Below are 12,383 nucleotides of genomic sequence, written 5' to 3' on the forward strand. Positions count from 1 at the left end.
TGAAAAAAATGAGTGATGGCTTAGCAGATTGCTGTGAATTGCGTGGAAGCAAAAAAGGCAGTTAACTTTACGTCAACTGCCTTTAGCATAATAATTTAAAATATTTTACCAGCCTGGATTTTGCATGGCTTGTTTTTGGGCGCCGCTTAGTGCAGAGCCTCCACTTTTAAGTGCATCTAAAAAAGTTTGAGGAATTGGACGCAAATAATGTTTGCCGTCAATTGGTTTAGCCTCAGAGTTGAATGCTGCGGTGCGGGCAACCAAGGTTTTGGTGCGAGCCAGATCTTCCCATCTCATTAATTCTCCCATGAGCTCTCTCGACCGCTCATTTAAGATAAAGGCGGTGAATTTATCAGCTTGTGACGTTGCTCCAATTTTATCGTAGAAGTTAGTGGTTGAGTTGAAAATATCTGTCTCACTGTTCAAGTGCATGGATGTTAACGTACTTGCAGTTGTAGCCGTTAAATTGTTAGATTCGAAATAGGTATTTTTATCTGAATACGAAGATAAAGCACTTGAAATAGTTACAGGATTAGTTTTGTAAGCAATACCTCCATCTACATAGCTTTCTCTGTTTTCGCCGTCTTTATAAGCTGCGCGATCCCTAACCCTGTTGATGTAGGGTACTGCCGCCGCGTACTGACCTAAACGTCCATAAGCCTCTGCCGCGATCAAATAGGTTTCCGCTAAGCGTGCTAAAATACCATCACGCTGACCAAATTGAGAAGCCACCAGATTTCTCGATCCGTCCATGAATTTAGAGAGCGCAACAAACTGACTTACACCATAATTTCCATGACCGTTTAAATAGCTTTGAGCCTCTCCCGAATAATAGCGTACAAACATATTTGGCTTGCGACGACCAATATCAGTAGGTAAAGACGCTGAAGTTGTAGCAGGAGTGTATCTGGTGTCTCCAGCATTATTGATAATATACAGGACTGCTTCTTCTCCGCCTACAAATTTCACTTGGCCAGCTTGTGCAGCAGTTGGTGCATTTGCGGCAGTCCATTTAGGTGCACTGGCAGGATTGTTACAGATATATCTGGTTTTAAAGCTTTTCCAGAACCGTGAATCATTTACACGGTCGAAAACATCCAGTGCATAATCGGTAGAACGCATTCTCTGAAATTCACGTCCACCAGCTAAGTCGCGTACCATTCCTGGAAGTGTTTGATAAACTGAAGGATAATAAAGATGAATCTGATTTCCGTAACGCCCCTGGGTAGTCGTATTATTTGAAAATTGTGCAGCAAGTATTACCTCTTTATTGGTCTCATTTGCCCCATCAGGCGTAGTGAAATTCCATAGGTCGCTATAATTCGTAGCCAGGGTATAAGCACCACTATTGATTACCAGGTCGGCATATTTAACGGCATTTTGTAAGTCGGCCGTTTTAGTATCGCTATTCCAGTCATTATTTAATTCACTTGCACGGAACAAATAAGCTTTAGCTAAAAAGTGTGCAGCAGCCCATTTGGTAATTCTGCCGGTTTCTGCAGCAGTTGCCGGAAGCAGTTCGTAGGCTTGTGTAAGGTCTGAAATTACCTGTGCATAGGTTTCTTTTGCAGAGCTTCTGCTAAATTCTTCCTGAACGGTTTCGGAAGGCTCTAACTTTAAAACTACGCCACCAAACTGCTTTACCAGTTTGAAGTAATCAAATCCCCTCATAAAGTAGCCTTCGCCTAAGCGGGTATTTTTGTTTGCTCCGGTGTAATATTGTGGTACATTGGTGATAACAATGTTAGCGGAGTTGATATTGCCATACATATTGTCCCAGATAGATGCTATATCTCCGGAAATTGAGTTAAAGTTTCCGTCGTAAGAGTTGAACATCTGCTCCGTTCTGTCACCCCCCACAGTGAATTCGTCAACACCATAGTTTGTAGTCGTGTAAGCCCAGGTGTAATTAAAATGAAACTTTAAGCTCTGGTACATTCCGATTACCAGGCCATCTAAACCTAAAGTCGTTTTGAACTCAGAAGTATTATGTGAATTAATTACTTGTTCATCCAGAAAGCTTTTTTTGCAGGATGTAGGCACAATCATGATACTGCCTAACAAAGCCAATCCTGATACTATATTTATAATCTTTTTCATGTTATCTGTTATTAGAAGCTGGCGTTAACACCAAATACAAAACCTCTGTTGAAAGTTGAACCACCCAAATCCGGATCAATCCAACTGATTTTAGAATAAATTAAGCCCGGATTAATTGCCTGTGCATATATTCTCAATCTGGATAGTGTTAATTTTTTAGCAATATGATCAGCAAAATTGTAGCCTAATGAGATGTTTCTGATTTTGATGAAGGAAGCATCCTGATAGTTTAAAGCATTTACATATTGATCTCCCCCGGCACTTGCGTAATTTGGAGCTGGATAAGAATTCGTTGGATTTGTTGGCGTCCAGTAATCTACCACGCGCTGTGCGAAACGACCCTGTAATGCTTCTGCACCAGTTGCGATCATATAATTGAAGCGTGATACAATAAATATGGAAAGGTCAAAACTCTTGTACCCAAATGTATTGGTGATACCTCCTGTGATGCCAGGATTATAATGGCCTAAAATTTTACGGTCATTGTTTGCATCAATCTTGTAATCACCGTTTAAATCAGCAACTCTGACACTGCCTGGGCTAAACCAACTGGTTTTACTGGCAATATTCGCATTGAATTTAGCCATTTCAGCTCTGTCTTCTGGTGTATCCTGCCAGATTCCAACTTTCTCATAATCGTAAGCTACTCCAACTCTTTGCCCGATGAATAGGTTGTTTGAAACAATGTCGCCATTGTCAAGCTTAACGATCTGATCTTTACTAAGGGAAAGATTCAGTGTAGATTCCCATGTAAAATCTTTAGTCCGGACATTTGTTGAGCTTACCGTTAAGTCGATCCCCTTATTTTTAGTGGAACCCACATTATCGTATGCCGTTGTGTATCCGTTTACAGACGGGATTTTTTTCAGTAAAATCAAATCTGTGGTTTTAGACTTATAAACATCTAATGATCCACTGATTCTTCCTTTTAAGATATCAAAATCTAATCCAAGATTATATTGAAGTGTTTTTTCCCAACTGAGGGTTTTATTAGGTAAGGGGATAGGACTGGCTAAAGAAGCATCAGAAGATACGTAACCTGTTTGCGCCGAACTTCCAAAAGTGTAAGTTAAGGGTTGTAATAATCCTAGTGTACTTCCTATATTAACAGAAGAGTTACCGGTACTACCAACTCCAAGTCGTAATTTTAACTGATTAATCCATTTGATATCTTTAATGAAATCTTCCTGCTCTATACGCCATGCTAATGCAGCTGAAGGGAAGAAATCCCATTTATTGCCTTCCGCCAATTGTGATGCACCATCCCAACGTGCGGATGCCGTTAAAAGGTATCTGTTGTTGAAACTATAATTTACCCTCGCCATGTAAGAAACTAGGGTCGATTTACTTAAGTTGCTGTCAAATCCGTCTAAAGCAGTAACATTTGCTGAGTTCAATCCATACCACAGTGCGCCGGGTAAAGAGATTTTGCTTCCTGTTAGGGATGATGATTCATCTCTGTTTAACGATGAGCTTTGTAATAAGGTTGCTCCAAAATTATGTTTACCGATGGTTTTGTCATAGTATACAAGATGATCGAGCGTATAAGCAAATTTGCTGCTCTGATTTAACTGGGCATAATTATTTGTTGATCCCGGGACTCCGGCGTCACGGTTAACAGATTTAGCATCCTGATATCTGCCATTATAATAATTGGAAAAATCTGGACCAAAATTGATACGGTATTTCAGACCTTTCATTAAACTCACTTCAGCGTAGATGGATCCTAAAGTACGCAATGATTTACGAAGATTAATATTGTAATCAGCCTCCAGAATTGGGTTCTGGATATTAATATCACCGCCAGGCAAATTTATTCTGTTTCCATTCTCATCGTAAGGAATTGCTAACGGCAACATGCCTCGTGTGGCACTATATATATCCGCTGCACCAGATGCACTTGCAGCCTGGAAACCGTAATTCTGCAGGCCATAGGTAGCTGTTATATTTGCTCCCATTTTAAACCATTTTACCGGATTGATTTCTATACTAACTTTACTGCTATACCGCTGGAAATCCTGACCAAGTTGTGTTCCTTTCTGATTTAGATAGCCAAATGACCCATAGGCTTTAATTTTATCAGTACCACCACTCAAGCTCAATATGTGATCCTGTGTAACTCCGGTGCGCGTAACCAGATCTGTCCAATCTGTTGTAGGTACCAGGCTACCATCAAAAACGCCGTTCACCCAACCCTTATCTAAGTTGGTAAGCATATTAGCATCTTGTTTGAAGATTTCTCTGTCAGCTGCCTGCGTTGCTACAGTAGGATAATTGTAGATTGGTGTTGTTGTAGTTCCATTAATGGAATTCAAATAGGCAGTTCTGCGGTAAGCATCCCGACGGAATTCAATATATTGTCCCGAATTCATCATATCGATTCGATCATATAATGTTTCTATGGTCGCAGTACCTACGTAATCCATAGTCAACCTTCCGGCCTTACCTTTCTTGGTGGTCACTAAAACTACACCGTTTGCACCACGGGATCCATAAACAGCAGTGGCGGAGGCATCTTTTAAAATGTCAATATTCTCAATGTCGTTTGGATTAATCGCGTCGATACCGCCAAACTGCAATGGAATTCCATCAACCACATATAATGGCGAATTGCTGGCATTGATTGATCTGACCCCACGAATCAGAATACTTCCTAATTGACCCGGGCGCTCATTCGAGGTAACATCGACCCCTGCAGCTTTACCCTGAATGGCTTGCAGCGCATTGGCTACCGGCCTGGACCTGATCTCTTCCGCCCCAACGCTTACCACCGATCCGGTTAAATCACTTTTTTTAACGGCATTGTATCCCACAATCACAATCTCATCCAGATCGTTCGTGGTACTTTTTAAGTGTACGGTAAGTGTTGTTTTGCCATTTACCGGCACTTCAAGCGTTCCATAACCTACGTAAGAAAACACCAGAATGGGATTCGCTGTTCCGGTTGGTACCGTAATTGAGAATGCTCCATTGGCATCGGTTGTGGCAACAGCCGAAGTTCCTTTAACTTTCAGTACCACACCAACAAGCGTTTCACCTTTTTCGTCGGTCACTTTTCCTTTAATCACATCCGCAAAATGGATGGGAGCCATGGCCGGCGCATGATGGGTATGAATCGTATCAGCCGATACCTTTTGAGAAGCCACTGCAACAGAAAGGACGGACATACTGAAAATAACCAGCTTTTTCCCATGATAACGGGTAACGCGCTGATTAAAAAATGAGGGTAAATTAAAATGCATAGCTTTAATTTTTTAAATATTTGGTTTTGTTTATTATGATGTCTTGCGACATGATAAGCAATAGTATTCCGTTAGATGCTTCGAAACAGGGAAGGCAATTCCATCTTGTGGCATTAAAGGAGATTTTGAGTATTAGCGGAGGGCTTAATTAGAATGCAGCGGATAGGGACAGATATTGCTGATCTATCAGGTGCGTGTAATGGTTGTAGGTGACATTGAAACTGATTTTGATATATACCTGGTTAAATATTACACGAGATTAAGACTTTAATTTTGTTATTCCATCCTGTTCTATCCTGTTTTTGAAACGGGATGAAATAAACCGAAATAAAAACGGAATGATCCGAAGCCGGGAAGGCTCAGGTTGTGAAGTTTGAAGGTTGATTTTGAGTGCGTTAAAATGGGTTTCTGACTTCCTACAGCTTGTCCAGTTTAAAATAACCTAAGTGAATTTCATCTTCAGGCAGTTCAGTCTCTTGATGATAATCAATCTCTATTTCATATCTGGCTTTCATTTCAGCACTCAAAACATCTTCGATCTTGTAAATATCATCCACATCAATGCCATATTTCTCGTCGACATGGGCATTAGCTCCTTTAATAGAATTGGTTTTGAAGAAGACTGATTTTTTAGCTTCCTGAACAGCTTGTGCCCGGTCATCATGAACGGATAGCACGATATAGTGCTGCTCAGCAAGTACGTTCGACTGGTACCCACCAAGGTTGATGAAGAATAGTTTTTTTAAAGAAGCTTTGCTGTTTTCAGTTTTTTCTTTCACCAGGATGCTATATTCTCCCACCTTGTTTACCTCCCGCCATCCGTCTACATGGATGCTGTTTCCTGCTTCAGGCCAAAAAGCTTTGATTTCCCTGACAAGGTCTTTCAAAGCATAACCGATACCAAAGAAATAATCGTGCTGCTCTACATTGCGTTGGGGTGCTTTTGACCCCAGTAAAAGCATGAAAAGTTTAGGTCTTTGTGAAGGTTCCGGATTAGTCATTTTGGATTAATTTTATGGTTTGAGGGTCTTTCTGCCCGTTGAAAAATTTGTTTAAAACAGCTTGAAATACAGGCAATGTTTGAGGGAGACTGGAAAAAAGTGTCATGCAGGATTTTAATTTCATATCGTCAGGCGAACCAAAAATTTTAAGTGCGTCTATTTCATCAAGGTCCAGCAATACCTGTGAAATTTCTATGAGACGCTTACCGAGCACAGGGTGACTCATATATTCCTTAGCTTCAGTAAGGTTATTGATGGCATAAAATTTTGAAGTATCGCTAAAACCTAAACCACTCATCTGAGGGAAAATATACCACATCCAGTGGCTTCTTTTTCTGCCTCCTTTAATTTCGCTTAAAGCTTGCTCATAATCTGTAGCCTGTGCCGAAATAAATCGCTCAAGTGTTCTTTCTGCCATTGTTTTGTTAATCTTAGTGAACTAACAAGTCACACTGCATTTGGTTTAAGGAAATTTGCCAGTAAGTTTTTGTGGTGTAACAAAACAATTTGTTTTTTTATGGATTATAGGTGGATAAATACAGTGACGCGGAGGAATAGATAGCAGCCCCTAAGCGAATGAGGAAAAACAAGGTAAAACTTTATGAGTAAATTAACAACTAAGAAACGAATAGCAATCATTGGCGGGGGACCAAGCGGTCTGTTTATGTATAAACGTTTGGTGGAATCGGGACAAACTAATATTGAAATTGAGATTTTTGAACGAAAAGGATTTTTAGGTGCGGGTATGCCCTATAGTGAAGAAGGGGCAAACGTAGAGCACATTACCAATGTATCAGACAATGAAATTCCAGGTATCTTCAACTCCATTGAAGACTGGGTTAAGGTGGCCCCCAAAGATATACTGGAGAAGTTCCAGATCAGTTCAGCAAACTTCAACGAATTTAAAGTATTACCACGCCTGTTTTTCGGTGAGTATCTTAAAGCACAGTTTGATTTATTAAAAGCCTCTGCTGATGAAAAAGGCATTGTAACCAGAGTGCATTTGAATTGTTTAGTAAACGATTTGATCGATCGGCCTGAGCATCAGATGGTGAGTGTTGTTACGGCTCAGAACCCGGTGTCAGACTTCCATCACGTAATGATTTGCTCGGGGCACAACTGGCCCCAAAAATTTGAAGGTAAAATTGACGGATATTATGATTCGCCATATCCACCAAAGAAATTATTATTAAAAATCAACCATCCTGTAGCCATAATGGGATCATCGCTTACTGCAATTGATGCGGTACGAACACTGGCTAAGTTAAACGGAAACTTTGAAGAGGGGGAAGATGGCAAGCTGGTTTTTAAACTCAATGAAGATAGTAAAGACTTTAAACTGATTTTACACTCCAGAAACGGTCTACTCCCTGCAGTCAGATTTCATTTGAAGGATTCTCATCTGAGTAAAGACGAAACACTTACCAGGCAGGAGTTTATGCGGAACATAAAAGAAAACGGCGGGTTTGTAGACCTGGATTATGTTTTCGAAAAAAACTTTAAAGAAACTTTCATTAAAAATGATCCCTCATTCCACAAGATAATTAAAGATATGAACCTGGAGGAATTTGTGGATGCGATGATGAACATGCGTGAATCCATGGAGCCTTTTGAGCTTTTGAAAAAAGAATATGAAGAAGCTGAAAAATCCATTGAGCGGAAGGAATCTATCTATTGGAAGGAAGCTTTAGCGATACTGAGCTTTGCCATGAACTATCCGGCAAAATACCTTTCAGCTGAAGACATGCAACGTTTGCAACACATCCTGATGCCACTGATTTCCGTTGTAATTGCTTTCGTACCACAAAGCTCGTGCAGGGTTTTAATGGCCTTGCATGATGCAGGGGCACTGGAAATTGTTACTGTTGGGAAAGACAGCGAGGTTGAGCCGATCCAATCAGGGGGCATAGTTTATCACTATACCGATAGTGAAAATCAAAAGCAGGCTGTCTCCTTTAAAACCTTTGTAAACTGTGTAGGGCAACCGCACCTGGCATTTGAGGATTTTCCCTTCAAAAGTTTAATTGAAAAAGAGGTGGTAAGTCCCGCGAAATTGAGGTTTAAGTCGGAAGAGAAGGGGGATAGCGCACTTCGTGATGGAAATGACCTGGTGAATGTGGAAAACGGAAATCATTTTCTTAAGGTTCCGGGCATCACCATAAATGATAACTTTAATGTAATAGACAAACAGGGAAGGGTAAACAACAGAATCTACATCATGGCCGTTCCTTATATCGGTGGCTACAATCCCGACTATTCGGGAATTGATTTTAGCGAATCTGCCTCTGAAGCCGTTGTAGAAAGTTTGTTTAGGAACTGATGACAAATCAGATAGTTTTTAACTACAATATGTGTTGGTGAATACCGTTAAACTTTCTTTTTCAGTTGAATCACGGTGATTTCAGGCCATATCCCGATTCGGCCGGAAAAACCCAGGAATCCAAAGCCACGGTTCACATTAAGGTATCTGCCGTTTTCGGATTTAATGCCTGCCCAATGCTTGTATCTGTATTTTACCGGGCTCCACTTAATCCCAAAGGCTTCAATTCCAAATTGCATACCGTGGGTGTGGCCTGCCAGACTCAATTGAATTTTTGAAGGATAATTTTTAACCTCCGCATCCCAATGGGATGGATCGTGTGATAACAGAATCTTAAAGTCTTTTTGTGCAGTTCCTTGCAGCGCCTTGTTCAGGTCCCCCCGTTCGCCAAAGCCAATTCCCCAGTTTTCAATTCCCGTCAGGATTATTTTTTCTCCGTTCTTATGCAGTTCCACATGCTCATCCAGCAACAATCTGAAACCGAGTTGCTGATGGTAAGCTTTTAACTGATTCAGGTTCTTTGTTTTTTCCGCTTCACCAGGCCACTTCACATAATCGCCATAATCGTGATTACCCAAAACGGAAAACTGTCCGTATGGTGCTTTAATCTGTGAAAAATGGCCGATATATGGAACAATCTCTTCAGCTGTGTTATTCACCAGATCGCCGGTAAATACAAATAAATCACTTTTTTGTGCATTGATCATATCAATGCCTTTTTGCACGGCCTTTGGATTGGTAAAACTACCGGCATGTACATCAGAAATCTGTGTCAGCGTAAAACCCTCAAACTGTTCCGGCAGATCATCGAAAAATAAAGTGTGTCTGATTACCCGGTAAGCGTATTTTCCTCTGGTAATGCCATAAGCAAACAAAATCAGGGTTAAACAAAACATGATGAACGCGAAATCGATCCATTCACTACTTCTGCCAAGGATATGATAACCCCCTGCTTCAAATCGCGTGGGTAGAGACCAAAGTACCCTGTAAATATCGCCAAGAAATAAAAATACGGTAAAGATGATTTCAGCAACAAATACAATTAAAAAGGCATGCGCAACAACCTGGAAAAGTTTAGTCACACCTTTACGTTGAATGGTGGTGATGGCGTATATAAAAAGCAGGGCTAAGGCCGATATGATTATCCAAAGTGCAGGTTTAAGCCAGCTATTGTGAAATATAACAGCCAGGCCGGAAATGAAATAGGCATTGAGACTAAAAAATAAAATCGCAATGACCAGAATAGGAAGGAGGCTGAATTTTCTTCGCATGATAAATTTGTTAGCAGGACAGGTTAAAATTAGTACTTAAACACCAATAAGAGCCGGTTCATTGGTCGACCGCATTACTTTTACAATTATTTGATTAAGTGGAGATGACGGTTTTGGTCCATTTGATCATCACGGTTCTCAGGTCGTTCAGTGTGAATGGTTTAGCAAGAAAATCTTTCATGCCAGCGTTTATGCAGGCCTCCTTATCTACCTGCATGGCATTCGCCGTACAACCGATGATAATCGGTGGCACTACCTCCTGAGATTTGTAGAACGTTAAAATTTCGATAGTTGCGGCTATACCATCCATTTTAGGCATCTGCATATCCATTAATATGATGTTGTAGTATTCCGCTTTGGCTTTCATGAGTGCTTCTTCTCCATCGCTCGCAACACTATAACGGTATCCTGATTTCTCCAGCATTTTCGATGTGATGATCTGATTAAATATGTTGTCTTCTGCAATCAGGATGTGCATACCTGCAATTGTATAGGGATGGTTAGTGGCTTTCAAATCACGGTTTTTAATCAGCGAGTGCGCATAATATGATGCGGCAGGAAGCGAAAAGGTAAACACTGATCCCGCTCCCGGCTGGCTTTTAGCTGAAATTTTTCCGCTCATCATTTCAGCTAGCTTTCTGCAAATCACCAAACCCAGGCCTGCACCACCAAATTTACGCGTAGTGGATGGATTAATCTGAGAAAAAGGTAGAAAGAGTTTCTCCATATCTTCCTTGTCAATACCGATTCCGGTATCTTCCAAAACCGTTACAAGGGTTTGTACCTCATCAACTCGGATATATTGTACGTTAAGTTTGGCATAACCAGACTCGGTAAATTTTACCGCATTCCCGAGCAAATTGATCAAAATCTGCTTAAATCTGATCTCATCTGCAATGATAATTTCAGGTACACTATTTTCGACTTCGATAATCAGCTGCAGGTTTTTTCTGGTAAATAGAGGTTTTACGATATTCTCAGTATCGATGAGGCATTTCCTGATTTCAAATGGATGATTATGGATCTCCATTTTATTTGCCTCTATGCGCGATATATCAAGAAGATCGTTCACGATATCGGTCATAATACTATTGCTGGCCTGTAGCGTATTGAGTAATTCGGATTGTTCCTGATTGAGTTTAGTAAGCTTCAGCAGTTCCGAAGCACCGATAATTCCATTCAGCGGCGTTCTGATTTCGTGACTTACATTTGCCAGGAAGTTTGATTTGGCCATTGTAGCTTCCTCCGCTGTTTCTTTTGCCAGGATGAGCTCCTGCTGTGAACTTTCGAGGCGGTGTTTACTTTTTAGTAGTAAAATTCTTTCGTAGTCGAGCACCCTTCTGTAAGCAATAAGCATGAAAATCATCATGAAAGAGATGTTTAGGAAGGCAAAGATCAAATCCAGATTTCTTGCACCTTCACTCTCATAAGGACTCACCAGTGATGGAATGAATTGTTCGAGAAGAATACATAAACCAGCAGTGGAAATAAAAAGAAATATAAACCACCATCTGAATTTTTTGGAAAGGGAAAGCACCGCAACGCTCAGGTAAAAAATCAGGATAACAGGTGTAGAACCCCGCGAGCCCCCATTTAGAAACCAGGCCGGAAACATGGTGAGGCAATTGAAAATGAAAAAGCAGAAACGCCAGTTTTCAGATACCTGATCTTTAAGAGAGTAGTAATAGAAAAGAATGTAAACCGCGATAAAGAACAGTATAGATGCACTATTGATCCATGCCAAGCCTATAATCAGATTTAAAATAATGCTGAATGCAGAAACTATAATCATGCACAGGCAAAGCAGTGCAAAAAGTTTAGACTCAATGCTGATTTTTCGATTCCTGATGTTTAATAACCTTACACTTTGAAGCATTGAAAACAATATTTTTGATAAATATATAGAATAATGACAAATTTCAATTGCGTACCTGCCTTGGTTGTTACTCGCTAGAGATTAGTTTTATATATGAGTTACTTTTATTAGCTTTGTACGATATATGCTATCCAAAAAGACAAAATACGCCATTAAAGCGCTTGTTGCGCTTGGTAAAAATGTAGAAAAACCACCGATGCAAATCTCTAAGATTGCTGAGGAGGAGCATATCCCCAAAAAGTTTCTCGAGCAAATCCTTCTTGATTTGCGTAACGCAGGCTTCTTATACAGTAAAAAAGGTGCCGGAGGTGGTTATAGCTTAAACAAAAAACCTGAAGATATACTTTTAGTTCAGGTGATGCGTGTAACCGACGGACCTATTGCCATGGTTCCCTGTGCCAGTTTGAATTTCTACCACAAGTGTGATGAATGTGAGGATGAGAAAACCTGCGGTATCCGAAGTGCTTTTATTGATGTAAGAGATGCAACGCTAAAAGTGCTAAGTGAAACCAGCGTTGCTGATGTAATTGGTCGTGAAGACTCGCTGAAGCTGGGTATCAATACGCTGTAAAA

8 protein-coding genes are annotated in these 12,383 nt (G+C 40.5%); 2 read left to right on the forward strand and 6 right to left on the reverse strand.

The window, feature by feature from the left end; all coding sequences use genetic code 11:
* Positions 1–105: 105 nt before the first annotated feature.
* The 4 genes from R2Q80_RS02985 to R2Q80_RS03000 all read right to left on the reverse strand — a co-directional run bounded on the left by R2Q80_RS02985 (position 106) and on the right by R2Q80_RS03000 (position 6,761).
* Entirely contained in the window at positions 106–2,100 is a 1,995-nt protein-coding gene (locus R2Q80_RS02985) for a RagB/SusD family nutrient uptake outer membrane protein (RefSeq protein WP_316798157.1), read from the reverse strand.
* A gap of 11 nt (positions 2,101–2,111) precedes the next feature.
* Positions 2,112–5,342 carry a TonB-dependent receptor gene (locus R2Q80_RS02990; protein WP_316798158.1) on the reverse strand — a complete coding sequence of 1,077 codons (3,231 nt, stop codon included), beginning with the start codon at positions 5,340–5,342 and terminating at the stop codon, positions 2,112–2,114.
* Between the two features lie 416 nt (positions 5,343–5,758).
* Positions 5,759–6,343 carry a DUF1543 domain-containing protein gene (locus tag R2Q80_RS02995; RefSeq protein WP_316798159.1) on the reverse strand — a complete coding sequence of 195 codons (585 nt, stop codon included), beginning with the start codon at positions 6,341–6,343 and terminating at the stop codon, positions 5,759–5,761.
* Positions 6,336–6,761: a DUF1810 domain-containing protein gene (locus tag R2Q80_RS03000; RefSeq protein WP_316798160.1), complete on the reverse strand. Its 426-nt coding sequence runs from the start codon at positions 6,759–6,761 to the stop codon at positions 6,336–6,338. Before R2Q80_RS03000 ends, R2Q80_RS02995 begins: the two co-directional genes overlap by 8 nt.
* Positions 6,762–6,944: 183 nt before the next feature.
* On the opposite strand from R2Q80_RS03000, the gene R2Q80_RS03005 reads away from it, so the two are divergent.
* On the forward strand, positions 6,945–8,663 hold the full coding sequence (locus tag R2Q80_RS03005; protein ID WP_316798161.1) for an FAD/NAD(P)-binding protein: 1,719 nt from the start codon (positions 6,945–6,947) through the stop codon (positions 8,661–8,663).
* 47 nt (positions 8,664–8,710) lie between these two features.
* Here R2Q80_RS03005 and R2Q80_RS03010 read toward each other — a convergent pair whose 3' ends face one another.
* Both R2Q80_RS03010 and R2Q80_RS03015 read right to left on the reverse strand, forming a co-directional pair.
* Positions 8,711–9,934, reverse strand: coding sequence for a metallophosphoesterase (locus R2Q80_RS03010; RefSeq protein ID WP_316798162.1), 1,224 nt, complete (start codon positions 9,932–9,934; stop codon positions 8,711–8,713).
* A 94-nt stretch (positions 9,935–10,028) separates the two neighbouring features.
* Positions 10,029–11,810, reverse strand: a complete 1,782-nt coding sequence (locus R2Q80_RS03015) for an ATP-binding protein (RefSeq protein WP_316798163.1) — start codon at positions 11,808–11,810, stop codon at positions 10,029–10,031.
* 124 nt (positions 11,811–11,934) lie between these two features.
* Between R2Q80_RS03015 and R2Q80_RS03020 the strand changes: the two genes are divergently transcribed.
* On the forward strand, positions 11,935–12,381 hold the full coding sequence (locus R2Q80_RS03020) for an Rrf2 family transcriptional regulator (RefSeq protein ID WP_316798164.1): 447 nt from the start codon (positions 11,935–11,937) through the stop codon (positions 12,379–12,381).
* Positions 12,382–12,383: the final 2 nt, after the last annotated feature.

Origin of the sequence: Pedobacter frigidisoli (assembly GCF_032678525.1) — a bacterium.
Taxonomy (GTDB): domain Bacteria; phylum Bacteroidota; class Bacteroidia; order Sphingobacteriales; family Sphingobacteriaceae; genus Pedobacter; species Pedobacter frigidisoli_A.

Coding starts and splice junctions, on each gene's coding strand:
- R2Q80_RS02995 (WP_316798159.1), bottom strand. CDS start 6,343: ATGACTAATCCGGAACCTTCACAAAGACCTAAACTTTTCATGCTTTTA.
- R2Q80_RS03010 (WP_316798162.1), bottom strand. CDS start 9,934: ATGCGAAGAAAATTCAGCCTCCTTCCTATTCTGGTCATTGCGATTTTA.
- R2Q80_RS03005 (WP_316798161.1), top strand. CDS start 6,945: ATGAGTAAATTAACAACTAAGAAACGAATAGCAATCATTGGCGGGGGA.
- R2Q80_RS03015 (WP_316798163.1), bottom strand. CDS start 11,810: ATGCTTCAAAGTGTAAGGTTATTAAACATCAGGAATCGAAAAATCAGC.
- R2Q80_RS02990 (WP_316798158.1), bottom strand. CDS start 5,342: ATGCATTTTAATTTACCCTCATTTTTTAATCAGCGCGTTACCCGTTAT.
- R2Q80_RS03000 (WP_316798160.1), bottom strand. CDS start 6,761: ATGGCAGAAAGAACACTTGAGCGATTTATTTCGGCACAGGCTACAGAT.
- R2Q80_RS02985 (WP_316798157.1), bottom strand. CDS start 2,100: ATGAAAAAGATTATAAATATAGTATCAGGATTGGCTTTGTTAGGCAGT.
- R2Q80_RS03020 (WP_316798164.1), top strand. CDS start 11,935: ATGCTATCCAAAAAGACAAAATACGCCATTAAAGCGCTTGTTGCGCTT.